General features: G+C 72.4%; 26 protein-coding genes. 14 read left to right on the top strand and 12 right to left on the bottom strand.

What is annotated here, in order from left to right:
- Positions 1-32: 32 nt before the first annotated feature.
- The gene (locus ACFVYA_RS06760) at positions 33-521 is read right to left on the bottom strand and encodes a GNAT family N-acetyltransferase (protein WP_387043162.1); all 489 of its coding nucleotides are present in this window, start codon (positions 519-521) and stop codon (positions 33-35) included.
- Between the two features lie 53 nt (positions 522-574).
- Here ACFVYA_RS06760 and ACFVYA_RS06755 point away from each other — a divergent pair, with 53 nt between their 5' ends.
- The 5 genes from ACFVYA_RS06755 to ACFVYA_RS06735 all read left to right on the top strand — a co-directional run bounded on the left by ACFVYA_RS06755 (position 575) and on the right by ACFVYA_RS06735 (position 7,973).
- Positions 575-1,123 carry an HD domain-containing protein gene (locus ACFVYA_RS06755; RefSeq protein WP_387043160.1) on the top strand — a complete coding sequence of 183 codons (549 nt, stop codon included), beginning with the start codon at positions 575-577 and terminating at the stop codon, positions 1,121-1,123.
- 154 nt (positions 1,124-1,277) lie between these two features.
- The gene (locus ACFVYA_RS06750; protein WP_387043158.1) at positions 1,278-1,973 is read left to right on the top strand and encodes a hypothetical protein; all 696 of its coding nucleotides are present in this window, start codon (positions 1,278-1,280) and stop codon (positions 1,971-1,973) included.
- A gap of 484 nt (positions 1,974-2,457) precedes the next feature.
- Positions 2,458-4,020 (top strand): DNA polymerase Y family protein, encoded by a 1,563-nt coding sequence (locus tag ACFVYA_RS06745; RefSeq protein ID WP_387043249.1) that lies wholly within the window; start codon positions 2,458-2,460, stop codon positions 4,018-4,020.
- 2 nt (positions 4,021-4,022) lie between these two features.
- On the top strand, positions 4,023-4,667 hold the full coding sequence (locus tag ACFVYA_RS06740; RefSeq protein WP_387043156.1) for a hypothetical protein: 645 nt from the start codon (positions 4,023-4,025) through the stop codon (positions 4,665-4,667).
- Positions 4,668-7,973 carry an error-prone DNA polymerase gene (locus ACFVYA_RS06735; protein ID WP_387043154.1) on the top strand — a complete coding sequence of 1,102 codons (3,306 nt, stop codon included), beginning with the start codon at positions 4,668-4,670 and terminating at the stop codon, positions 7,971-7,973.
- On the opposite strand, the gene ACFVYA_RS06730 is transcribed toward ACFVYA_RS06735, so the two are convergent.
- Positions 7,945-8,694: a class I SAM-dependent methyltransferase gene (locus ACFVYA_RS06730; RefSeq protein WP_387043152.1), complete on the bottom strand. Its 750-nt coding sequence runs from the start codon at positions 8,692-8,694 to the stop codon at positions 7,945-7,947. The two genes, ACFVYA_RS06735 and ACFVYA_RS06730, sit on opposite strands and share 29 nt — an antisense overlap.
- A gap of 80 nt (positions 8,695-8,774) precedes the next feature.
- On the opposite strand from ACFVYA_RS06730, the gene ACFVYA_RS06725 reads away from it, so the two are divergent.
- Entirely contained in the window at positions 8,775-9,242 is a 468-nt protein-coding gene (locus ACFVYA_RS06725; protein WP_387043150.1) for a VOC family protein, read from the top strand.
- 24 nt (positions 9,243-9,266) lie between these two features.
- Positions 9,267-9,854 (top strand): pentapeptide repeat-containing protein, encoded by a 588-nt coding sequence (locus ACFVYA_RS06720; RefSeq protein ID WP_387043148.1) that lies wholly within the window; start codon positions 9,267-9,269, stop codon positions 9,852-9,854.
- A 47-nt stretch (positions 9,855-9,901) separates the two neighbouring features.
- On the opposite strand, the gene ACFVYA_RS06715 is transcribed toward ACFVYA_RS06720, so the two are convergent.
- Complete coding sequence (locus ACFVYA_RS06715) at positions 9,902-12,883, bottom strand: glycohydrolase toxin TNT-related protein (protein ID WP_387043146.1); 2,982 nt, start codon at positions 12,881-12,883, stop codon at positions 9,902-9,904.
- Between the two features lie 223 nt (positions 12,884-13,106).
- Here ACFVYA_RS06715 and ACFVYA_RS06710 point away from each other — a divergent pair, with 223 nt between their 5' ends.
- Positions 13,107-13,961, top strand: a complete 855-nt coding sequence (locus tag ACFVYA_RS06710; RefSeq protein WP_285988204.1) for a bifunctional methylenetetrahydrofolate dehydrogenase/methenyltetrahydrofolate cyclohydrolase — start codon at positions 13,107-13,109, stop codon at positions 13,959-13,961.
- On the top strand, positions 13,961-14,284 hold the full coding sequence (locus tag ACFVYA_RS06705; RefSeq protein ID WP_387043144.1) for a DUF3017 domain-containing protein: 324 nt from the start codon (positions 13,961-13,963) through the stop codon (positions 14,282-14,284). The genes ACFVYA_RS06710 and ACFVYA_RS06705 overlap by 1 nt, the downstream gene beginning before the upstream one ends.
- Here ACFVYA_RS06705 and ACFVYA_RS06700 read toward each other — a convergent pair.
- Positions 14,281-15,465 carry an MFS transporter gene (locus ACFVYA_RS06700; protein ID WP_387043142.1) on the bottom strand — a complete coding sequence of 395 codons (1,185 nt, stop codon included), beginning with the start codon at positions 15,463-15,465 and terminating at the stop codon, positions 14,281-14,283. The two genes, ACFVYA_RS06705 and ACFVYA_RS06700, sit on opposite strands and share 4 nt — an antisense overlap.
- Before the next feature lie 184 nt (positions 15,466-15,649).
- The gene (locus ACFVYA_RS06695; protein WP_387043140.1) at positions 15,650-15,973 is read right to left on the bottom strand and encodes an ArsR/SmtB family transcription factor; all 324 of its coding nucleotides are present in this window, start codon (positions 15,971-15,973) and stop codon (positions 15,650-15,652) included.
- Between the two features lie 109 nt (positions 15,974-16,082).
- On the opposite strand from ACFVYA_RS06695, the gene ACFVYA_RS06690 reads away from it, so the two are divergent.
- Positions 16,083-17,261 carry an MFS transporter gene (locus tag ACFVYA_RS06690; protein ID WP_387043138.1) on the top strand — a complete coding sequence of 393 codons (1,179 nt, stop codon included), beginning with the start codon at positions 16,083-16,085 and terminating at the stop codon, positions 17,259-17,261.
- Here ACFVYA_RS06690 and ACFVYA_RS06685 read toward each other — a convergent pair.
- Entirely contained in the window at positions 17,258-17,446 is a 189-nt protein-coding gene (locus ACFVYA_RS06685; protein WP_191312265.1) for a DUF1918 domain-containing protein, read from the bottom strand. The two genes, ACFVYA_RS06690 and ACFVYA_RS06685, sit on opposite strands and share 4 nt — an antisense overlap.
- 198 nt (positions 17,447-17,644) lie before the next feature.
- On the opposite strand from ACFVYA_RS06685, the gene ACFVYA_RS06680 reads away from it, so the two are divergent.
- The gene (locus tag ACFVYA_RS06680) at positions 17,645-18,079 is read left to right on the top strand and encodes a TrmH family RNA methyltransferase (RefSeq protein ID WP_387043135.1); all 435 of its coding nucleotides are present in this window, start codon (positions 17,645-17,647) and stop codon (positions 18,077-18,079) included.
- Positions 18,076-18,636: a hypothetical protein gene (locus tag ACFVYA_RS06675; RefSeq protein ID WP_387043133.1), complete on the top strand. Its 561-nt coding sequence runs from the start codon at positions 18,076-18,078 to the stop codon at positions 18,634-18,636. The genes ACFVYA_RS06680 and ACFVYA_RS06675 overlap by 4 nt, the downstream gene beginning before the upstream one ends.
- Here the strand turns inward: ACFVYA_RS06675 and ACFVYA_RS06670 are convergent.
- The 3 genes from ACFVYA_RS06670 to ACFVYA_RS06660 are packed head-to-tail and all read right to left on the bottom strand — an operon-like array spanning position 18,633 to position 20,520.
- Positions 18,633-19,214 (bottom strand): HhH-GPD-type base excision DNA repair protein, encoded by a 582-nt coding sequence (locus tag ACFVYA_RS06670; protein WP_387043131.1) that lies wholly within the window; start codon positions 19,212-19,214, stop codon positions 18,633-18,635. The genes ACFVYA_RS06675 and ACFVYA_RS06670 overlap by 4 nt on opposite strands.
- Positions 19,215-19,218: 4 nt before the next feature.
- Positions 19,219-19,722 (bottom strand): DUF2165 domain-containing protein, encoded by a 504-nt coding sequence (locus ACFVYA_RS06665; RefSeq protein ID WP_387043129.1) that lies wholly within the window; start codon positions 19,720-19,722, stop codon positions 19,219-19,221.
- 21 nt (positions 19,723-19,743) lie between these two features.
- Positions 19,744-20,520 (bottom strand): helix-turn-helix domain-containing protein, encoded by a 777-nt coding sequence (locus tag ACFVYA_RS06660; RefSeq protein ID WP_387043127.1) that lies wholly within the window; start codon positions 20,518-20,520, stop codon positions 19,744-19,746.
- Between the two features lie 50 nt (positions 20,521-20,570).
- Here ACFVYA_RS06660 and ACFVYA_RS06655 point away from each other — a divergent pair, with 50 nt between their 5' ends.
- Positions 20,571-20,984, top strand: a complete 414-nt coding sequence (locus ACFVYA_RS06655; RefSeq protein ID WP_285988213.1) for a DUF2000 domain-containing protein — start codon at positions 20,571-20,573, stop codon at positions 20,982-20,984.
- A gap of 84 nt (positions 20,985-21,068) precedes the next feature.
- Positions 21,069-21,575 (top strand): hypothetical protein, encoded by a 507-nt coding sequence (locus tag ACFVYA_RS06650; RefSeq protein WP_387043125.1) that lies wholly within the window; start codon positions 21,069-21,071, stop codon positions 21,573-21,575.
- A 1-nt stretch (position 21,576) separates the two neighbouring features.
- Here the strand turns inward: ACFVYA_RS06650 and ACFVYA_RS06645 are convergent, their stop codons facing one another.
- The 3 genes from ACFVYA_RS06645 to ACFVYA_RS06635 are packed head-to-tail and all read right to left on the bottom strand — an operon-like array spanning position 21,577 to position 23,131.
- Positions 21,577-22,194, bottom strand: coding sequence for a class I SAM-dependent methyltransferase (locus tag ACFVYA_RS06645; RefSeq protein WP_387043123.1), 618 nt, complete (start codon positions 22,192-22,194; stop codon positions 21,577-21,579).
- Positions 22,195-22,203: 9 nt separating this feature from the next.
- Entirely contained in the window at positions 22,204-22,584 is a 381-nt protein-coding gene (locus ACFVYA_RS06640; RefSeq protein ID WP_285988216.1) for a DUF2203 domain-containing protein, read from the bottom strand.
- A 25-nt stretch (positions 22,585-22,609) separates the two neighbouring features.
- Positions 22,610-23,131: a hypothetical protein gene (locus ACFVYA_RS06635; protein ID WP_285988217.1), complete on the bottom strand. Its 522-nt coding sequence runs from the start codon at positions 23,129-23,131 to the stop codon at positions 22,610-22,612.
- Positions 23,132-23,212 lie beyond the last annotated feature (81 nt).

Below are 23,212 nucleotides of genomic sequence, written 5' to 3'. Positions count from 1 at the left end.
GTCCACCGGGAAATCTAGCCGACGCCGTAGCGTCAGGCGGCCGGACCGGGTTTTTCGCGCAGCGTGACGTCCTTCTCCAGATAGACCGCCCCGGCGATGTGGCCGTCGGGCGCCGGCGCGTCGGTGAGCCGGTAGCCGGCCCGCTGGTACAGCGCGATGTTGCGGGTGCTGCGCGCGCCGGTGAAGAGGGCGAACCGGCGGGCTTCCGCGGGCGCCTGCGCTTCGGCGTGGGCGAGCAGCCGGCGGCCCAGTCCGCGTCCGGCGAAGTCCGGCGCGACCATCAGCCTGCCGAGTTCCCAGCGGTCCCCGTCCAGGCGGGCGCGCACGGCGCCGATCAGCCGGTGGTCCTCCCGCAGCACCCACACCGACCACGTTTTCGTCCAGTCGCGGACGTCTTCGAGGGTCTCGTGCAGGGCGGGGATGTCGAGGGTGTCGTTGAGGACGGCCTCCTGCACCCAGCAGCAGCGCTGGAGGACCAGCAGTTCGGGGCAGTCTTCGGGGCGGGCGTCGGTGAGCTCCACGCCGCCTGTCTAGCGACCGGCGCCGGGGCGGGCAACTTCATTACCGTGGCGGGGTGAACCTGCGCCACGCCCTCGACGCCCCGGGATTCGCCCCGCTGCCGCCCCGGGCGCGGACCTTGCTGGAAACCCTGGCCGCGCCGCCCCGGCTGGGGGCGCACCTGCGGGTGGTGCACGACGTCGCGGTCACGCTGACCGGGTGGGTGGGGCCGCGGGTGGACGTCCCGGCGGTGCTGTTCGGCGCGGCCACGCACGACATCGGGAAGATCCTGCACCCCGCGGAGCTGTCCGGTCCGGGGTCGGCGCACGAACCCGCCGGCTACTCGTTGCTGCTTTCGCAGGGGGTCGAGGAGTCTTTGGCGCGCTTCGCGCGGACGCACGGTTCTTGGGACGCGCCGGACGTCACCTTCGAAGACCTGCTCGTCAGCTTGGCGGACAAGGTGTGGAAGGGAAAGCGGGTGCCGGAGCTGGAGCAGCGGGTCGCCGAGCGGCTCGGCGGGTCGCCGTGGGAGACGTTCCTGGCGCTCGACGACGAGCTCGAGCGGATCGCTTCCGGCGCCGACGCGCGCCTGGACTTCCAGGCCGCATACCCCACTAGTGGGTGACTTGACACCTCGGGTGGTTCGCGGTTGACTGGTCTTAGTCGAACAGACGTTCGACGTGGAACCGCCGCCTTCCCCGCGGCGAACCAGTGCCGTCGGTCGCGTTTTGGGAGAGGCTCGACCGCCGGCCCTAGTCCGTGGTGGGGAGGTGCGTGCGGTGACCGCTGTGGTGGAGCCGCCGGTGGCCCGGCTGGCGGCCCTGCCCGGGGTCAGCACGGCGAGCCGGGTGGCGGCCCAGGCCGAGCGGGCCAGGGCGACGGGAAGGGTGCTCCCGGTCGTCCCGGCGCTGGCCGGGCTGCTGCCCGACACCGGGCTCCGGCGCGGGAGCACGGTGGCGGTCCACGGGGGCACATCGCTGCTGCTCGCCCTCCTCGCCGCGGCCACGACCGCGGGTTCCTGGGCGGCGGTGGCGGGCATGCCATCCCTGGGGATCGCGGCGGCGGCCGAGTACGGGGTCGACGTCACCCGCCTGGCGCTGGTCCCGCGTCCGGGAGCGGAGCTCCCGGCGGTGATCGCGGCGTTGCTGGACGGCGTCGACCTGGTGGCAGTCCAGTCGGAGACGGTCCAGCCGGCCGTGGCACGTCGGCTGTCGGCCCGAGCTCGTCACCGCGGTGCGGTGCTGCTGTCGTCCGGGGCTTGGCCTGGAGCCGACGTGGAGCTGTCGTGTCGCCGTGAGCCCTGGTCGGGCCCATCACTCGGGTACGGCCACCTCGAGTCACGCCGGGTACGGGTCCGAGCCCACGGCCGCGGCGCGGCGGCCCGCCCGGTCACGGCCGACCTCCACCTCCCGGCAGCCACCGGCGAGGTCACCCAGGCGCTCCCCGCGCCCTCGCTCCGCGAGGCCACAGCATGACCCCCGCCCAGCCTCCCCACCCAAGCCAACTGCCCACCCAGGCGAGTCGACCCTCTAATCACGCGTGTCGACCCTCCAGTCACGCGAGTTGCGTCTCTGATCACGCGAGTTGCGTCTCCAGTCACGCGAGTCGACCCTCTAATCACGCGTGTCGACCCTCCAGTCACGCGAGTTGCGCCTCTAATCACGTGAGTTGCGCTTCCAGTCACGCGAGTTGCGCCTCCAGTTACGCGAGTCGCGCCTTCAGTGACGCGTGTCGACCCTCCAATCACGTGAACCGACCCTCCAGTCACGCGAGCCGAGCCTCTCGGTGCGTGGGCCGACCCTCCAGCAACGCGAGCCAACCGCCCGGGCACGCGGGCCGACCCTCCACGCACGCGAGCCGAGCACTCCAGCACCCCCACCCGCGTCGGGGTGGCGGTCGGGTTCGGGAGGCCAAGTGACCGTCCCGTCCCCCCGCAGCGCGCCCGACGCCCCCGCCCGCATGCTCGTCCTGTGGTGCCCGGACTGGCCCGCCGTCGCCGCTGCCGCCGTTGGTGGGGTTGATGCCGCCCTGCCCGTTGGCGTCTTCAGCGCCAACCGGGTAGTTGCCTGCAACGCCGTTGCCCGGCGGAGTGGCGTCCGGCGGGGGATGCGGCGGCGGGATGCCCAGTCGAACTGTCCGGAACTCGCCGTCTTCGCCGCCGACGACGGGCGGGACGCGCGGCTGTTCGAAGCCGTCGCGCGGGCCGTCGAAGGGCTCGTTGTCGGGGTTGAGGTCGTGCGGCCCGGGTTGGTCGCCGTTCCCGTCGACGGGGCCGCCGGCTACTTCGGCGGGGAACACGCGCTCGTCGAACGGCTTCTCGACGAGGTCGCCGCCGCGGCCGGGGTCGAGTGTCAGGTCGGTGTCGCCGAGGGGCTGTTCGCCGCGACGCTCGCCGCGCGGTGCGGTGAACTCGTCGCGGCCGGGCGGGTTGCCGAATTCCTCGCCCCGCTTCCGGTCACCGAGCTCGACCAGCCCGGTGCCGATCGCGCGGAGCTGGCCGATCTGCTGCGCCGCCTCGGGCTGAAGACGCTCGGCGCGTTCGCCGCCCTGCCGGAACGCGACGTCGCCAACCGCTTCGGCGCGGCCGGGCTGCTCGCCCACCGGCTGGCGCGCGGCCGTTCCGAACGGCCGCCGCTGCGCCGCCGCCCGCCGCCTGAACTGGCCCTGGCCGAGGAGTTCGACCCCGTTGTCGAGCGGGTCGACGTCGCGGCGTTCCTCGCCAAGGGGCTTGCGACGCGGTTCTGCGCGGGCCTCGCCGGGCACGGCCTCGCCTGCACACGGCTCGGCATCTACGCGGTCACCGAAGAAGGCGAACACCTCGGCCGGGCGTGGCGGTGCGCCGAACCGCTGACGCCCGCCGGCGTCGCCGATCGCGTGCGCTGGCAGTTCGAGGGCTGGCTGCGCGCCGCGCCCGGGCAGCGTCCGACGTCCGGTGTCGTGCGGCTGCGGCTGGAACCCGAGGAGGTCGTCGAAGGGCGGTCGCTGCAGCTCGACCTGTGGCGCAACGGCGGTACCGACGAGGACGACGAGCGCGCCGCCCGTGCGTTCGTCCGGGTTCAGGGCCTCCTCGGACCCGAAGGCGTGCTCACCCCGGTGCTCGACGGCGGACGCGACCCGGCGGGCCGCGTCCGGCTGGTGCCCTGGGGCGACCCGCGCGAGCGGACGACGCCGCCGGACGCGACCTGGCCGGGACGGCTGCCGTCGCCGTCCCCGGCGACGGTCCTCGACCGGCCGGTCCCGGCGCAGGTCTTCGACGACGGCGGCCGGGCCGTCGGCATCACGGCCCGCGACCAGGTCACGGCACCCCCGCGACGCCTCACCATCGCGGGCGGCGCGGGCCGGGAGGTCGTGGGCTGGGCGGGCCCGTGGCCCCTGACGGGCGACCGCCGCCGGCCGGGCCCCCGGCGGGCGCGGCTGCAGCTGGTGCTGGCCGGCGAAGGGGACGAGCCGCCCGAGGCGGTGCTGGTGCACTGCGCAGGCACGGAAAATCCACTGTGGACGGTCGAGGGAGTGTACGACTGAGCATGGACGAGGACTACGCACGAAAGCTGCGCAACTGGCTGCGAGCCGAGCCCGGGCCCACGCCGAGCGGGACACCGGAGGAGCGCGAGTGGCTGCGCGAGATCCCCGAGCCCGCCACGGACGAGCGGGCGGACACGCCCGACCGGTGGTCGGTCCGCGGGCAGCTCCCGGAGACGCCCGCGGACGACGAGTGGGTCTGCCCGGTGATCGCGCTCCCGGTCCCGCGCTCGTCGCGGGAGAACGGGTGCCGCATCAGCGGAATCGAGATCCGCTGGAGCCCACCCGCGAGGGTGGACGGCCGCGCGGAGGCGCGGGATGTGAGCCGCGTGGGTGACGCGGAGGCGAGCCATCCCACGAACGCGGTCCGCCGTGCGGAGGCACCGGATGCAAGCCGCATGAGTGACGCGGAGGTGCGCAGCCGTTGGAACCATCCCACGAACGCGGTCCGCCGTGCGGAGACGCGGGATGTGAGCCGCCTGGGTGAGGCCGAGGCGAGCCATCCCACGAACGCGGACCGCCGCGCCGAGGCGCCGGCGAGCCCCATGACCGAAGCCGAGGCCCGATCCCGCTGGAACCACCCCACCAACTGGCACCGTCGGCGCCGGGCGGCCGAGGACCAGCGGCGCGACCAGCCCGGGAGTCACTGAATGGGCTGGAACAACCCACCCGTCCGCTGGAAGGACCTCGCCCGCACCCTCGCCGGCGGGGGGCCGCCGGGTGACCACGGTGACAGTCCCGCCTGGGGCCGGCACCGCGAGGGCTACCAACGACCCGGCGACCTTCCCGCCCGGCGCAACGACGATGGCGCCGAAACCGTCCGCGTTCCCTACGCCGAACTGCACTGCCACTCCAACTTCAGCTTTCTCGACGGCGCCAGCCACCCCGAAGAACTCGTCGAAGAGGCCGCACGGCTCGAACTCGACGCCATCGCCCTCACCGACCACGACGGCATGTACGGCGTCGTGCGCTTTGCCGAGGCCGCGCGGGAACTCGGCGTCGATACCGTGTTCGGCACCGAGCTCAGCTTCGGCCTGGGCAGCCCGCAGAACGGCGTTCCCGATCCGGAAGGCGAGCACCTCCTCCTGCTCGCCCGGGGCGACCAGGGCTACCGGGCCCTCTGCCGGGCCATCACCGCCGGCCAGATCCACCACCAGGCCGAAAAGGGACGGCCCAGCTACGACCTCGGCGCGGTCGCCGAGGAGGTCGCCGGGCAGTGTGTGGTGCTGACGGGCTGCCGCAAGGGCGCGGTGCGCTCGGCCCTCGTCGCGCACGGCCCGGCGGCCGCCGCGGAGCAGCTGAAAATCCTCGTCGACCGCTTCGGGCGCGACAACGTCTACGTCGAGCTCACCGATCACCGCCAGCCCCTGGACAGCACCCACAACGACCTTCTGACGCAGCTCGCCGGCGAACTGGGCCTGCCGACCGTGGCCACCACCGCCGCCCACTACGCGCGGCCCGAACGTGCTCCGCTCGCCGACGCTCTCGCCGCGATCCGGGCCCGGCGGGGGATCGACGAACTCGAGGGCTGGCTGCCCGCCGCCGGGACGGCCTTCCTCCGCAGCGGCGCCGAAATGGACGTCCTGTTCCGGCGGTACCCCGGCGCCGTCCGGCGCAGTGCCCTGCTCGGCATGGAATGCGCGTTCCCGCTGAAGCTGATCGCCCCCGAACTGCCGCCCTTCGACGTCCCCGACGGCTACACCGAAACGACCTACCTCCGGGAACTGACGAAAACCGGCGCCGAAGAGCGGTTCAAGGGCAAGCCACACGAAGAACGGGCGAAGGAACAGATCAAGCACGAGCTCGCCATCATCGAAGAGCTCGGCTTCCCCGGCTACTTCCTCATCGTCTGGGACATCGTCCGGTTCTGCCGGGAGAACGACATCCTGTGCCAGGGCCGGGGCTCGGCCGCGAACTCGGCGGTCTGCTACGCCCTCGGCATCACCAAGGTCGACTCCGTCGCCTACGAACTGCTCTTCGAGCGCTTCCTCGCCCCGGACCGGGACGGCTACCCCGACATCGACCTCGACATCGAGTCCGACCGCCGCGAGGAAGCCATCCAGTACGTCTTCCGGAAACACGGCCGGCTGCGGACCGCCCAGGTCGCGAACGTGATCACCTACCGCGCCCGGTCCGCCGTCCGCGACGCCGCCAGGGCACTGGGCTACTCGCCGGGCCAGCAGGACGCCTGGAGCAAGCAGATCGACCGCTGGGGCTCGTTGCAGAACACCGAAAAGGACCACGACCACGACATCCCGGACGAGGTCCTGCAGCTCGCCTTCGCCCTGGAGGACTTCCCGCGGCACCTGGGCATCCACTCCGGCGGCATGGTCATGTGCGCCGAGCCGGTGAGCCAGGTCGTCCCGGTCGAGTGGGCGCGGATGGCCGACCGCAGCGTGATCCAGTGGGAGAAGGAGGACTGCGCCGCCGCCGGGCTGGTCAAGTTCGACCTGCTCGGCCTCGGCATGCTGTCCGCGCTGCACTACATGATCGATCTCGTCGGCGAGTACAAGAACGAAAAGATCGACCTGGCCGAGCTCGACCTCGCCGACGAGAAGATCTACGACATGCTGTGCCGCGCCGACGCGATCGGCGTCTTCCAGGTGGAGAGCCGCGCGCAGCTGGCGACGCTGCCGCGGCTGCAGCCCCGCGAGTTCTACGACCTCGCCGTCGAAGTCGCCCTGATCCGGCCGGGCCCGATCCAGGGCGGCTCGGTGCACCCGTACATCCGCCGCAAGCAGGGCCGCGAGGAGTGGACCTACGACCACCCGCTGCTGGAGAAGGCGCTGCACAAGACCAAGGGCGTGCCGCTGTTCCAGGAGCAGATGATGCAGATCGCGCTGGACGTCGCGAACTTCACCGCGGCGGAGGCCGACCAGCTACGGCACGCGATGGGGTCGAAGCGGTCGGACCGGAAGATGGACCTGCTGCGGCAGCGGTTCCTCGAGGGCGCCGCCGCGAACGGGGTCGATGACGAGCTCGCGCAGAAGATCTTCCTGAAGCTCAAGGCGTTCGCGAACTTCGGCTTCCCGGAAAGCCACGCGCTGAGCTTCGCGCACCTGGTCTTTTCCAGCGCCTACTTCAAGTTCTACCACCCGGACGCGTTCCTGGCGGGCCTGCTGCGCGCGCAGCCGATGGGGTTCTACTCACCGCAGTCGCTGGTCGCCGACGCGCGGCGCCACGGCGTCACCGTGCACGGCCCGGACATCAACCGGAGCTTGCCGCACGCCACCCTGGAGGCGGGCACGGGAAAGTGCCACGACGTGCGCACCGGGCTGAGCACCGTGCGCAAGATCGGGGAAGAGCTCGCGAAGCGGATCGTGGCCGAGCGCGCGGAGAACGGCGAATACCGCGACATGGCCGACGTCGCCCGCCGCGTGCGGCTGACCACGCCGCAGATCGAGGCGCTGGCGACGGCCGGTGCGTTCGCCGGGTTCGGCGGGGATCGCCGTCAGGCGCTGTGGACCGCGGGCGCCGTCGCCGGCGAACGCCCGGAGCGGCTGCCCGGCCTGGTCGGCGCGCGGGCGCCGGTGCTGCCGGGGATGGACGGCCTCGACGTCGCGGCGGCGGACGTCTGGGCCACCGGGGTGTCGCCGGACAGCTACCCGACCGAGTTCATCCGCGATCGCCTCGACGAGCTCGGCGTCGTGCCGGCGAGCGGCCTGGCGGACCTCGACGACGGCGCGCGCGTGCTGATCGGCGGCGCGGTCACGCACCGGCAGCGCCCCGCGACCGCGGGCGGCGTCACCTTCCTCAACATCGAGGACGAAACGGGGATGGTCAACGTGATCTGCACGCTCGGGCTCTGGCAGCGCTACCACCGCGTCGCGCGCAGCAGCCCGGCGCTGCTGATCCGCGGGGTGCTCGAGAAGGCCGACGGCGTGGTCAGCGTCCTCGCCCACCGCGTCGAGCCGCTGCCGATGCGCATCAAGGCGAAGTCTCGGGACTTCCGGTGAGGGGGCGCCGGACGATCGTGACGATTTCCGGGCTGGTGTCCGACACCGGTGAACGGTCCCAGTAGCCGTACTGCTCGTCGACGACCAGCCCGGCTTCTTCGACGAACCCGTTGAGCGAGGGAACGTCGAGGAAGCGCAACGTGCTCTCGCTGTGGCGCGGCGCGTCCCAGTTCGGGCTTTCGTACGTCGTCTTGAAGCTGACGTACCCGTTTTCGAACGGCCCGGCGTCGTTCCACGAGCGGACCTCACCGGCTTCCCAGACGTTCTCGGGCGTCCAGCGCTCCCAGCCCCGGGCGGCCGGGTTGCGCGTGTCGAAGCCGAACCGGCCGCCGGGGCGCAGCGCGCGGAAAACGGCCGAGAACGCCGTGCGCAGCTCGTCGTCGGTCAGCAGGACCTGGAACGCGTGCCCGGTCATCACCGCGAAATCGAACTCGCCGTCCCAGGACGCGGTCGACAAATCGCCGTGCACCCACTCGATGTCGTCCCGGCGGCGCGCCTGGGCGAGCATGCCCTCGGCGGGGTCGAGCCCGGCGAGCCGTCCTTCGTGGCCGGACTCGCGTGCCCAGTGCAGCAACGAACCGGTGCCGCACCCGACGTCGAGGACGGATTCGGCGGCCATGATCATCGGCAGGTAGAACGCGTAGTCGCCGCCGCTGTCCCGCGGGTTCATCACGTCGTAGAGCGCGGCGAGGCCGGCGTCGGTGTAGTGCTCGTCGGGCATCCCGTCACTGTAATGAGCCGAGCGGTCAGGAACCGACCTATTTCCGCCTTAGGTTCGAAGCGACGAACCGAGGAGGAAACATGGTCAACCCCGTTCCCGACGGCTACACGACGGTCACCCCATGGATCATCGGCCGCGACACCGCCGGTCTGCTCGATTTCCTGAAGAGTGCCTTCGACGCCGAGGAACTCGGCCGGGTCGTCGGCGAGGACGGGAAGATCGGGCACGCGGAAGCGCGCATCGGCGACGCGGTCGTGATGGCGTTCGACTCTCCGGACGGCTGGGCCGCCACCCCGGCCTTCCTGCGGCTCTACGTGCCGGACAGCGAGGAAACCCAGCGGCGCGCGATCGAAGCGGGCGCCACCGAGGTCACCCGGCAGACGGTGCTGTTCTTCGGCGACCGCGTGGGCCGCGTGCGCGACCCCTTCGGCAACCTGTGGTGGATCCAGACGCGGCTGGAAAACCTCGACGAAGCCGAGATGGCACGCCGCGCGCAGCTGCCCGAGTACGTCGCGGCGATGAACTACGTCCAGGGTGGGAGGGGCTAGCCGGCGGTGTGGCACCCTGGGGCCGTGCTGGAGACGGGGGAGGACTACCGCGAAGCGGTGTTGTCCGGGCAGTGGTGGGAAAAGCGGCGGTTCACCGGTTGTGACTTCACCGGTGCGGACCTGAGCGGGCTGCGGACGCGCGGCTGCACCTTCGACGACTGCGTCTTCAGCCGGGCCGACCTGTCGCGCTCCCGGCATGACGCTTCAGCGTTCCGCTCGTGCACCTTCGACCGGACGGTGCTCGCCGAAAGCCGCTGGACGGCGTGCTCGCTGCTCGGCACGTCGTTCACCGACTGCGGGTTCGGCGGAATCGCGCTCACCGAGTGCGACCTCTCCCTCACATCGCTGGCGAAGGCCCGGCTGCGCAAGCTCGGGCTGTCGGGCCTGCGGCTGCGGGAAGCCAACCTCACGGAAGCCGATCTCACCGGCGCCGACCTGCGCCGCAGCGACCTGACCGGCGCCCGGCTGCAGGGCGCGAAGCTCGAGGGCGCCGATCTGCGCGGTGCGCGGCTTGACGCGAATGCCCTGGTCCAAGCCGATCTGCGGGGCGCGGAGGTCGACGTCGAAACGGCGATCGCCTTCGCCGCCGCGCACGGGCTCGTCATCCGCTGAAACCACGAAGGCCCCGGCAGCGCGCTGCCGGGGCCTTCGCAAAGCACTCAATCGATCGGGGGTTCGCCCGGGTCGAGCTCGATCAGGTCGCCCTCGGCCAGGAGTTCTTCGATCGACGCCGGCAGCAGGTACGCCGACCCGCCGCCCGGCTGGTTGAACCACGGGATCGCGACGCCGGCCAGCGCCTCCAGCGGCCGTTGCACCCGGTAGACGTGGTACGGGCGGTTGATCCACTCCGGCACCAGCGACCGCTCGGCGAACGGCGTGCCCGCCGCGTACGTCAGGTTGCCGTTCGGGCCGCCGAAGCGGTCCAGCTCGCTGCCGGCGGGCAGTTCGCGCAGCTCCTTGCCGCGGAACAGTGTCAGCGGCGGCTCACCGGCCAGCGGGCCGATCGGCCACTGCTGCTGGCCTCCGCTCCCGCCACCGTTGACGGCCGGGCGGGCCGGCTCGTCCCGGCGCGGCAGCGCGGGCGCGCCCGCCGGAGGGGGCGGTGGCACCGGCAGGACACCCTGCGGCATCGGGGCCAGGACCGTCGGCGCCGACGGCGGTTCGCGCCGGGGCGGTGCGGGCGCCGCGGGCGGCGGACCGGCCTGCTGGGCCATCGGCGGCGGACCGGCCGGGACCGGCGCCGGCTGGCGCGGCGGGGCCGGCGGCTCGTCGTCCTCGAGGTCGCCGAAGAGCTCGTCGGCGCTGGTGAACGCGGTCTGCTCCTGCGGCGGCACCGGCTTGCGGACCGGGTACGAGCCGGTCGCGACCTCGGGCGAGAGCGTCGCGACGACCCGCTGCGGGGCGGCCGGTTCCGGCTCGGGTTCCGGTTCCGGCGCGGGCGGCTCCTCGGGGGGCAGGTGGCCCTCCGGGTTGAGCAGCAGCTTGCCGAGCATGAACGCGGCCGCGTCCTCGGCGTCGCCGAACACCGCGGGGTTGCTGAGCTTGCCGTCGTACCAGCCGACGCGCCAGCCGTCATCGACCTCTTCGACGCTCCAGCCGTGCTCGGCGGGTTCGCCCAGCTTGTAGCCGCTTTCGGGGACGTCGAGCTCGTCGAGCTTGGCCTGCAGGCCGGCGAGCACCGGGTGGTCCGGAGTTTCGCGGCGCAGCGCCCGGCGGCCCGGACGCGGGGGAGCGGGCGGCTCGGCCTGGGCGGCGGGCTGGGGTGCCGGCGGCTCCGGCACCGGCAGCACGCCGGGCACCTCGGGCTGGGTGATCATGGTCGGCGGCCCGGGGTCGAACGCGGCCTGCTCCCGCCGGGGCGGCTGGAACGGGGGCTCACCGTCCGGCCGGCCGGGCTGGCCCGGGGGCTGGAAGGCGTGCTCGTCCTCGTGCCGCGGCGGCTGGAAGGCGGCGTGCGACGGCTCCTCGTCGCGCTGCGGCCGGTCGGCTTGGAAGGCGTGCGAGGGCTCGTCGTCCTGGTGCGGCGGCAGGCCGGCCTGGAAGGCGTGCGACAGCTCGTCGTCATGCCGCGGCGATTGGCCCGATGAGAAGTCGGGTTCGTCCTCGTTGCCCGGTGGCTGGAAGGCGGCGTGCGACGGCTCGTCCTGGTGCGGCCGGCCCGTGTCGAACCCGTGCCCCGCCTCGTCGTCCGGCCCGGGCGGACCGGAGTCGAACGCCGCGTGCGCCGGCTCGTCCTCCCGGTGGTCCGCCGGTTCCTCGTCGTGCCGGGCCTGACCCGGCTCGAACGCCTGCTCGGCCGGGAAGGCGTGCTCGTCTTCCCGCGGGGGCTGGAAGGCGGCGTGCTCGTCGTCGCGCCGCGGGAAGGGCTCGCCGTCCCGCGGCGGCTGCTGTTCCTGCCCGATCGGCTGGTCGGGGACGTATTCCGCGGTCTCTTCCAGGTCGGGTACCCGGCCCGCTTCCGGCGACGAGCCGTTCGCCCCGGCCGCGTGCTCGGGCTGCTGCGCGTACTCCTCGTCGCCGTACTGGTGGTCCTCTTCGGCGAAGCGGTCTTCGAACTCCTGCTCGTCGAAGCCCTCTTCGGCGTATTCGTGCTCTTCGGCCGGCGCCTCCGGTTCGGCCGGCGCGTGCACCGAGAGCGGTGCTTCCACCGGCGGGGGCGGTTCCTGGGGCTGCTGCTGCGCGACGGGCGGGGGCGCGACGGGCGGCGGGCCCGCGGGCGCCTGCTGCTGCGGGGAGCCCTGGGGCGGCGGCCCCTGCGGGGGCGGTCCCTGGGGCGGCGGCCCGGCCGGGCGCTGCTGCTGCGGTGGCGGCTGGTTGCCCCGGGTGAGGTACGCGGCGGCGGCCTGCAGCGTCGGCTCGTCCACCGGCGGCAGCGCGAAGCCGACCGCGCGGACGTGCTCGACCAGGTCCGGTTCGGGCGAAACGCCGTACTTGTGGAGGTAGAAGTTGACGGCGGCGGGCCAGATCCACTGGCCGTCGCTGTGGAAGGCGACCGGGACGGTCGCTTCCGGCGTCGCGGCCAGCCGGTCGATGTCGTAGCCGCGCTCGGGCACCACCAGCGGGGCGTGCTCGAGGTACTCCAGCAGCCGGTCCTGCTCGTCGACCTCGAGGTCGGGCCGGTTGATCACCGGCCGGCCGGCCGGGCCGACGGTGTCGAAGATCCGGGCGATCCGGAAGTGCGGCCCCGGCTGCTCCGGGCCGAGCCCGGACATCCGCCGGATCAGCCATTCGGGGACGTTCTCCTCGGTGCGCGGGAACATCCGCAGCTCGTCGGAGTAGGCCTGCGGCGGCGGCGCGAGGTTCCACACCGGTTCGTCGCGGTTGTACTCGAGGTTGTAGCTGGACGGGTGGTCGAGCTGGTAGCGCGCGTTGAACCACGTTCCGCGTCCGTCGCGGTACATGCCACCGCGGAGCCTGCCGAACAGGGTCGCGATGTCGTGGGTGGCGAGCCACTCGTGCACCGTGCCGTCCTCGGTGACGATCTCGCCGGTCAGCTCGTGGTACCTGCCGACCGCTCGGTACTCCGCGGTGACCTTGCGCCAGTCGCGCGGGGCGGCACGGAGCAGGGCAAGTCCGATCTGCTTGACCAGGGTGTCCTGCTCGGTCGCGTTCAGCTGCGTCGTCGGTTGTGCCACCCGCACATTTTGACTGCTCGCGCGCGTGAGTGCACCCCGCATGTGGGTTTTGCCGCCCGGCAACCCGGCGGCACCGGGCCTGACCTCGGGTGATGCGACGTGCGGTACATCACAGCTTGATCGCGGTGATCGTCGCGAGTGGACCGTGTGGGGTAGCGATCACTCTACGGGCTGCGACCACCCGCGCCTGGAAGCGACGCGCGGGGGCCGCTTTGCCAGAATGGGGCCCGTGACGGCGAAGATTCTCGACGGCAAGGCCACCAAGAACGCCATTTTCGCGGAGCTCGAGCCCCGCGTCGCGGCCCTCGCCGCGAAGGGGGTGACGCCCGGTCTCGGCACCGTCCTGGTCGGCGACGACCCGGGGTCGCACTCGTACGTGCGGATGAAGCACGCCGACAGCGGCAAGATCGGGATCAACTCGATCCGCCGCGACCTGCCGGCCGACATCACCCAGGAGAAGCTGGAAGCCGTCATCGACGAGCTGAACGCCGACCCGGCCTGCCACGGCTACATCGTGCAGCTGCCGCTGCCGAAGCACCTCGACGCGAACCGCGTGCTCGAGCGGATCGACCCGGAGAAAGACGCCGACGGCCTCGCGCCGGTCAGCCTCGGCCGGCTAGTGCTGGGCCAGCGGGGCGCGCTGCCGTGCACGCCGTACGGGATCATCGAGCTGCTCAAGCGGCACGGCGTCGAGCTGAACGGCGCGCGGGTCACCGTGGTCGGCCGCGGCATCACCGTCGGCCGCACGCTGGGCCTGCTGCTGACCCGCCGCAGCGAGAACGCCACCGTGACCCTGTGCCACACCGGCACCCGCGACCTCGCCGCCGAGGTCCGCCGCGCCGACGTCGTGGTGGCCGCGGCCGGGGTGCCGGGGATCATCACGCCGGACATGGTGGCGCCGGGCGCCGCGGTGCTCGACGTCGGCGTGTCCCACGTGGACGGCAAGCTCACCGGCGATGTTCACCCGGACGTGGCCGAGGTGGCCGGCTGGATTTCGCCCAACCCGGGCGGAGTCGGCCCGATGACGCGGGCGATGCTCGTCAGCAACGTCGTCGAGGCGGCGGAACGCTCGGTTCAAGGCTGATGACCATGACCGAAGACCGGCGGGACATCGGCGACCGCCGGAGCGGGCGAGGCCGGTTCAGCCAGCTGCCGTTCGCGGTGGTGCTGCTGGTGGTGGCCGTCGCGGCGCTGCGGATCTTCCAGTACCACTGGCGGGAGGGCGCGGCGCTGATCGGCGCCGCGCTCCTCCTCGCCGCGGTGTTGCGGGTGGCGCTGCCGACGGCCAGGGCGGGCCTCCTGGCGATCCGGGGCAAGCTCGTCGACGTCGTGACGTTCACATGCTTGGCGGTGGCGGTGCTGTACGTCGCCCTGACGATCATCGGCGGCCCGCTCGGCTCCTCTTAGGACGCCAGGGCGAGTTCCCGCCGTTCGGCGCGGGCTTCCCGGCGGTCCAACGTGCCCGAAACGATCGCCAGCGTGAGCCCGAAGACCGCGAGCAGCGCGCCGACCCAGTTGGGAGCGACCAAGCCGAGCCCGCCGGCGATCACCAGGCCGCCGAGGTAGGCGCCGATCGAGTTGGCGATGTTGAACGCGGACTGGACGGCGGCCGACACCAGGGACGGAGTGCCGCCCGCCTTTTCCATGATCCGCGCCTGCATCATCGGGCCGATCATGAACCCGGCGACGCCGACGAAGAAGATCGTGATCGCCGCGCCGACCTTGCCCTGCGCGGTGATGGTGAAGATGCCCAGCACCGACGCCAGCGCCAGCAGGGCGATGTACAGGCTCGGCATCAGCGCGCGGTCGGCCAGCCGGCCGCCGAGCAGGTTGCCGATCGTCATACCGACCCCGGCCAGCGACAGCAGCAGGGTGACGTTCGACGGTGAGTAGCCGGCGACGTCGGTCAGCATCGGCGTGATGTACGACAGGCAGGCGAACACGCCGCCCAGCCCGAACGTGACGATCGCCAGCGCCAAGTGCACCTGCGGGCGCTTGAAGGCGCTGATTTCGTTCTTGAGCGACGCATCGGCGGTGGGCTTGCCCTGGTGCGGGACGAGCTTCGCGATGGCGGCGATCGCGGCCAGCCCGATCACGGCGACGACGCCGAAGGTGGCGCGCCAGCCGACCTGCTGGCCGAGCAGCGTGCCCAGCGGCACGCCGATGACGTTCGCCAGGGTCAGGCCGAGGAACATCAGCGACACGGCCTTGGCGCGCTCGCCCTGGCCGACGAGGCTGGAGGCGACCACGGCCCCGGCGCCGAAGAACGCGCCGTGGGGCAGGCCGGCCAGGAACCGGAACGCGATGCCGAACTCCTGGTTCGGGGACAGCGCGAAGAGGGCGTTGCCCACCGTGAACAGGCCCATCATGGCCAGCAGCATGGTCTTGCGCGGCAGCCGGACGGCGACCGCGGTGAGCAGGGGGGCGCCGACTACGACGCCGAGGGCGTAAGCGGAGATGAGGTGGCCGGCGGTCGGGATGTCGACGCCGAAGTCGGCGGCCGCCTGGGGCAGCACGCCCATCATGACGAACTCGGTGGTCCCGATGCCGAAAGCTCCGATGGCGAGCGCGAGCAGCGCGACGGGCACGGCACTCCTTCCAGGGTGGGTAAACGATTACCGAGCCGATCTCTGGATCGGTTCAGTACGGGGGCATAAAGAGAGGCAGCCATTCGGCCCCAGCGCCGTGAGCTGCCTACGCCCCAGTCCAACAAGGGAGGGGGTCCGTTGTCATCCCGATATCGGGTGACGATCCGCACTCCTGGCGCGGTGATCAGCGCGGAGCGGCCAGAACGCCGTCCAGCAGGCCCGGGAACAGGGCGTCAAGATCGTTGCGGCGCAACGAATTGAGCCTGGTGGTGCCTTCCTGGCGGCCGGCCACGACCCCGGCCTGGCGCAGGATGCTCAGGTGGTGGGTGAGTGTGGACTTCGTCACCGGCACGGTCAGGCCGCTGCACGAGATCTCCTGATCGGTCGCCGCCAGCTGGCGGACGATGGCCAGTCGCACCGGGTCGGCGAGGGCGCGGAGCACGCCTTCGACGGTCATCTCTTCCCGCGCCGGGTAGTGGAGCGGCGGCAGGGTCGCGTGCTTGGCCATGGGCCCATTGTACGACGCCGGTCGAAATTGGTGGCCGAGTCGTAGTACGGTGACTGTCGAACTACGACGTTCGTCGAACCAATCCCTGCTTCGCTTGGGGGCTCAACCCATGTCCGCACCTGCTCCTTCGAGGATCTCCGTCCTCGCCTTCGGCGCGTTCGGCGTCGGGACCAGCGGTTACATCGTCGCCGGGCTGCTGCCCGCGCTGACCGGCGAGCTGCACGTCTCGGCCACGGCCGCCGCGCAGCTCGTGACCGCCTTCGCCATCGCGTACGCGATCGGCTCGCCGCTGTTCGCCGCCGCCACCGGCACCTGGGAACGCCGCACGCTGCTGGTCGCCGCGCTCGCCGTCACCGGCGCCGGCAACCTGTTCGCCGCGCTCGCGCCCGGCTACGGCTCGCTGCTGGTCGCCCGGGTGGTGACCGCGGTCGGCGCCGCGGTGTTCACCCCGGCGGCGAGCGCCGTGGCGGCCGAGCTGACCGTCCCCGAGCGCCGGGGGCGTGCCGTCGCGCTGGTGTTCGGCGGCCTGACCGTCGCGCTCATCTTCGGCGTCCCGCTCGGCAGTCTCATCTCCCAGCACCTCGGCTACCGGGCGGCGTTCGCGCTGGTCGCCGCGTTCTCGCTGGCGAGCGCACTGGCCGTGCGGATCGCGCTGCCCGTGGTCGCCGCCCCGCCGCGGGTCGGCCTGGCCGAGCGCTTCGCCGCGGGCCGGGACCCTCGGGTGCTCGTCATGCTGGCCACGACGGTGCTCGCCTGCTTGGCCGCGTTCATGGTCTACACGTTCGTCTCGCCGCTGCTGGCGGCGACCGCGGGCGTGCACGGCACGACCGTGACGGTGCTGCTCTTCTGCTACGGCGTCGGCGGCGCGATCGGCAACTTCGCGGGCGGCCGGGCGACCGACCGCTGGGGCTCGCGGAAGCCGTTGCTCGTGGTCACCGTGGCCATCACCGCGGTGATGGCGCTGCTGCCGCTGACGACGGCGACGCCGGTCGCGGCCGGCATCTCGCTGTTCGTCTGGGGGCTGGCGACGTGGTCGTTCAACCCGCCGGTGCAGCACCGCCTGATCGAGCTGTCACCGGGCCACGCCGGGCTGGTGCTCTCGCTCAACGCCTCGGCGATCTACCTCGGCGTCGGCCTGTCCGGCGTGGTCGGCGGAGCGGTGCTCGCGTCGGGCGGGCCGCTGCTGCTGCCCGAGGTCGCGGCCGCGCTGACCCTCGTCGCCCTGCTGCTGGTGGGCGCGGCGTGGGGGCGGGTCCGCGAGCCTCGGGAACAGGTCGCCGTCGGCTAGTCGGCGTGCGCCTGGACCTCGCAGTCGGGCCCGGGGTAGACGAGCCCTTCGTGCCCGTCGGCGAACCGCACCAGATAGGGCGGGGCGCCGTCGGGGCCACGGACTTCGAGGATCTCGCCGCGCTGCTCGGCCGCTCCCACCGTCCGGCCGTGCACCTGGATTTCGTCTCCCACTCCTGCGTGCATGGGGCTTCACCTCCAGGTCCAGGGTAGGAGCGGAAACTCCGCCCGTGGACCCCGCGAACGGGTTAGAATCCGCGTCATGATCAGTGGATTCGGAGGCGCCGCGCCTCGGCGCCGGTGAGCCCTTCGGTCCGGGTCCGCACGCCTCGAGAGCTGCGGAAGACCCGGCGGAGCAAGGCCCATTCCTGTTGGGGGCACCTGGTGGCCGCCCCGCTGTGGCCGTTGCACGGCGTGAACCTCGGCACTCTCCTGCGCACCTGTGACGCCGTCGGGGCGTGTCTCGCCGTCCCGCGGTTCCCGTGGGTGCCGGAAGCGCTGCGGAGGGGAAACACGTTGCGGCGTCCGGCCTGTGTGCACTGGGTGCACGACCCACCGGGCTGGCTGGCCCGCGAACGGGCGGCGGGCACCCGGGTGGTCGGCGTCGAACTGGCGGAGGAAGCCGTCCGGCTGGCCGACCTGCCCGCCGCCCGCGGCCGCACGATCGCCGTGCTCGGCCACGAGCAGACCGGGATCCCGCCGGAGGTCCTCGACCTGCTCGACAGCGTCGTCGAAATCCCGATGGTCGGCACCGGCGCCAGCCTGAACGTGGCGGTGGCGGGCAGTCTGGTGCTGTACAAACTGGCCGGCCTGCTGTGACAGGTCTGGAGTGGACGGTCGCGGAAAACGCGGCGTGGTGCGATCTGGTGTGCGGCGGGGAGTTCGGCCCGCGGGCGTGGACGAGCCCGCGCCGCACCCCGGAGTACTACCCGGACGCGGTGACGCTGACCCCGGACGCCACCGTCGCCGACATCCTCCCGTTCGTCGACGGCTCCGCGGGGTGCTCCGTCAAGGACAGCTTCGCGACCCTGGACCTGCCGGGCTTCTCGGTCCTGTTCGAAGCGACGTGGATCGCGTGCGGCCCGGGTGTGCCCCAGCCGGGCTGGCGGCGAGTGGCCGGCCACGGCTTCCCGAGCGACGACTCGGTGGCGGTGCTGTCCCGCGGCTCGGCGGTGGTCGTCGCCCACCGCGGCGACGGGGTGGTGGGGCTGTCCAACTTCTCGGGCGCGGACGACGCCTGGCCGGGTGCGGTCGCCGCGGTGGCCGGCGCCTTCCCGGGTCTTCCGGTGGTCGGCTACGAACACGGCGAGGCGCTCGGCAACGCCATGGCCCACGGCGCGGAGCCGCTGGGCCCGCTGCGCGTGTGGGTGCGTTAGCCCGCCTTGGCCGCGGCCTTGGCGGCCTTCTTGAACGCGCGGACTTCGGCGAGGGTTTCGGCGCTCGTGACGTCGGCGATCGACCGGCGCGCGCCGCGGTCGCCGTACGCGCCGGCCGTCTCGCGCCAGCCCTTCGGCTGGATGCCGCGCTGCTTTCCCAGCAGGGCCAGGAAGATCTTCGCCTTCTGCTCACCGAAGCCGGGCAGGGCCCTCAGCCGCTTGAGGACCTCCGGACCGTCCGGCTTCGGGCGGCCGTCGAGCCAGATGCCCTCGGTGCGGCCGTCGTAGGTCTCGATGATGTGCTGGGCGAGCGCGTGGACGCGGCGGGCCATCGAACCGCCGTAGCGGTGGATGGCGGGCGGGATCACGCAGAGCTCGACGAACGTCTCGACGTCGGTCGCGGCGATCTTCGCCAGGGAGAAGCCGTCCATCCGGTCGGCGATCTTCCGCGGGCCGGCGAAGGCGTGCTCCATGGGGAACTGCTGGTCCAGGAGCATCCCGACGAGCAGGGCGAACGGGTCGTCGTTCAGCAGCTTGTCGGCGGCCGGGTCGCCGGTCAGGTGCAGTTCGCGCAGCATGCGGTCATCTTGACACAGCCTGCTTCTCCGGCAGGTGGGCGACGACCAGCGCCACCGTCGCGATGAGGAAGTTCTGCAGCGCCGGCTGCAGCCCGTTCCACTTCTCCGACTGCCACATCTGGAACCACTCGCCGCCGATGGCGAGGAAGCCGACGCCGAACAGCAGCACCCACATCACCCAACCGAGCGTCGACAGTGTTCGTCCGGCGGAAACACTCCCGCGAAGCCACGCCACGAACGCGGCGATCAGCACCACCGCGGTCAGCACCTCCCACGCGATGATCACGACGTAGGCGGTGTTCAGCAGCCCCGGACTGGTGATCGCGCGCCACATCATGTCCGGTGAGCGGAACGTCGTGTCCATCGCGAGCACGTGCTGGACGAACGCCTGGTTCGTGCCGAAGTCGGTGATGTTGCCGAACGCGATGAGCGCCATCTGGAGCGCGGTCATGCCGGTGAGGACGGTGACCGCGAACCGCAGGCCGCCGATCCTGGCGAGGAACCCCATGTCCGGATCGTAACGACGCCGTCACCGGGTTTTCGCGTAGCGCGACGGCGTCGTGCCCAGGTACCGCTTGAAGTGCCGCGTCAGGTGGGCCTGGTCGGTAAACCCGGCCGCCGTCGCGACCTCGGCGGCCGGGGTGCCGCCGAGCAGCAGCCGGCGGGCCCGGTCCACCCGGCGGCCGGTCAGGTAGCGGTGCGGCGGCAGGCCGAACCGCGCCCCGAAGCAGCGCACGAGGTACGCCGGGTGCGCGCCGAGCGTCTCGCCCGCTTCGGCGAGCGTGAGCGCTTCCGGCAGCTGAGCGTCCAGCAGGTCCCGGAGATCGTCGGCGAGGCCGCGTTTCGGCTCGGGCGATGCCGGTTTCCCCAGGTGGGTGCGCAGGCGGTCGGCCACCAGCACCAGCCGGCTCTCGGCCTCGAGCGTGTCGCCGGGCTCGGCGAGGGACTCGTGGAGCTGGTGGATGCGGGTGCGCAGGAGGCCGTCGGCGAGGCTGGGCCGGTCGACCGCCGCACCGATCAGGTCCTCGCCCAGCACCGGCGTGTCCAGGTAGAGCACGCGCTTGCGGAAGCCGTGGCTGGTCGCGGCGCGGCCGTCGTGGGCGACGTTCGGCGGCAGCAGCGTCACCGCCGGGCCGAGCGCGCCGTGGTGGTGGCGGTCGAGGTCGTAGCGGATGACGCCGTCGTCGACGATCAGCAGCGTCCACGTGTCGTGCGTGTGCAGCGGGTAGGCGTGCGTGGTGAAGCGCGCGTGGAAGACCTCGGCGATCCCCGGGACCGCCGGCCGCCAAGCTTCGACGTGCGCCATGTCAAGAACGTACAAGACGCGGGCGTCGCGCCCGGGCGAGTCTTCGGGGCATGAGTTCCTTCGACACGAAGATCGCCGTCCTGCTCCGCGACGACCTGGCGTCCTGGCAGCGGCTGAACGTCACCGCGTTCCTGGTGAGCGGCATCGCCCACGTGACCCCCGAGCTGATGGGCGAGCCGTACGCCGACGCCGACGGCACCGAGTACCTGCCGATGTTCGGCCAGCCGGTGCTGGTCTTCTCCGGCACGGCGGACGTCCTGACCGCGGCGCACGGCCGTGCGCTGGGCCGCGGCCTGCGGTTTTCGATCTTCACCGACGAGCTGTTCCACACCGGCAACGACGCCGACAACCGCGCGGCGGTCCGCGAGGTGCCGGGTGAGAAGCTGGCGCTGGCCGGGCTGGCGGTGCACGGGCCGAAGAACGCCGTGGACAAGATCCTCAAGGGCGCGTCACTGCACCGCTGAGTAAAACTCCTCTATCCCCCGGCCGGGTGAGCTGGCAGCATGATCGGCAGCGCCGCGGAGAGCGGCTCGGGATGGGGAGGTTCCGTGAATTCACTTCGTCGTGCGTGTGTGGTCCTGACGGCGGCGGCCGGGCTGGGCTTTGCGCTCGTGCCGGTCGCTTCGGCGGACTCGCTGCAGACGGTCGACTACACCTCGGAGGACGGCGCCTGGCCGCTGCAGGGCAGCGCGCACTACGCGGGTCCGGGGGACGAGGTTCGCGTGTGGGTCAGCAGGGAAATCCTGAAGGTCGACGTCCAGTCCGGGTTCAGGGACCTGCGGGTGGAGATGAGCCCGCCGGCCGGCGAAACCCTGCACACGGGCACCTACTCCGGCGCGCGCTACCGCTGGAGCGAGGACCCGGCCACGGACGTGCCGGGTTTCCTGGTGGTCAGCGGGAGCTTTGGCTGCGGTGACGACTACGCCGAGTTCACCCTGGACCGGCTGGACCGCGCGGCGGACGGCAGCGTCACCGGCCTCGACGCGACGTTCGTCCAGCGCTGCGGTGCCCCGGACGGCCCGGCCACGCGCGGCGAGGTGCACTTCGACGCCTGAGTCACGGTGCCGTTGCGTGCACCAGGAACACGCTGCGGATCCGGTCGCCGCCGTCGACGGTGAACGTCCGCGCCGAAGCGTCCACGAAACCCGCCGACGAGGCCAGCGCCGCGGCGCCGGCCACGTCGACCGGGAAGGTCAGGTCCTTCGGCACGAAGTCCCCGAACGGCCCGGACGGCTTGAACCGCGCCCCCGACACGATCGAGAACGCCAGCCGGCCGCCGGGGCGCAGCACACGGAGCCAGTCGGCGAACGCGGCGGCCCCCAGGAAGTGCAGCGAAGAGGCGCACAGCACGACGTCGGCCGAGTGGTCCTCGGCCGGCATCGGCACCGCCGGCCCGACCCGCCACTCGATCCGCCCGTCCGGATCCTGCGCGGGCGCCTTCGCCTCGGCCCGCGCGAGCATGGCCGGCGACAAGTCGACAGCGAGCACGCGCGCGGGCTTCAGCCGTAACGCCGCGTACGCCGCGAAGCCCGTTCCCGTGGCGACGTCGAGAACGAGTCCCGGAGCGTCGGGGAGCGGCTCGACCAGGGCCTCCGCCACCGAGACGTGGAACGTGTCGTCGTCGTAGTGCTCAGCTGTGCCGTCGAAGAAGGCGGCCCGGGATTCGTCGCTCACGAACCCAACCTAGCCGGGACCACCAGCGGTTTTCAGCGGACGACGACCGGCGAACCCGAGGTCGGCGCGGTGGTACCAGCCCAGCTCGCGGTCACCTTCGAGCCAGCACAGGAGGACGTCGGTGCCGTCCAGCTCGGCCGGGAAGTCGACCAGCAGCGGCGCGAACCCCTTGAGCTCGGCGCCGGTGCGCTGCACCGTCGTCATCAGGTCGTCGAGGCGGGCCTGGGCGGCCTTCCACTCGGGCAGCCCGCCCAGCTCGGTGCCGCGGCCGCCCGGCCGCAGCGACGCCGCGAGCTCGGCGGCGTCGGCCCGCACGCGCACCAGTTCGTCGAGGACCGGCCGCAGGCGCGCCAGTTCGTCGCGCGCTTCCGCGACGGTGAACAGTCCCATTCGCCGATGATGCCACCGGCGTGCGTCAGGCTTCGCGCCGCCGCCGGACCAGTGCGTTGGCCAGTCCGCTGCCGACCAGCAGGAAGCCCACGCCGAGCAGGCCGCCGATGAAGAGGAAGTCCATGACGCCGTACGCGATGTCGCTCTTCGGCATCAGGTTGACCAGCCGGAACCCCCATTCGGGTACGGCCATCGCGGCGACGCCGGGCAGCACGCCGTAGATCAGGCCGCCGAGGATCGGGCCGACCGCCGACAGGGCGCCGAGCGCGGCGACGACCAGCAGCAGGATCGCCCCGCCGGCCAGCAGCGCGATGCCCAGCGGGTCGCGGTTGGTGCTCAGCGTGGCCTGGATCAGCTGCTGCTGGCGCAGCCCGCCCCAGCTCAGCAGGCCCAGGGCGACCGGCGTCAACACGAGCCCGCCGAGTGCGCTGACGACGTGCGCGGCGCCGCGGCGGGGCCGCTCGTCGAGCACGTCGGCGGGTTCGTCCTGCTCCTCGTAGTCGTTCTCGTAGTCGACTTCGTAGCCGGCGTACCGATGGGTCGACATGGGCGTCACCTCTCGCATCGAATCACGGGTGGCATCGTGCCCTGGTTCACCGCCGAACACCTACGGTCGCTCGGCGAGCGG

This window comes from Amycolatopsis sp. NPDC058278 (assembly GCF_042881395.1).
Taxonomy (GTDB): Bacteria; Actinomycetota; Actinomycetes; order Mycobacteriales; family Pseudonocardiaceae; genus Amycolatopsis.
Note: the sequence above shows the minus strand (reverse complement) of the source record. Positions and strands in the feature narration are given on the sequence as shown.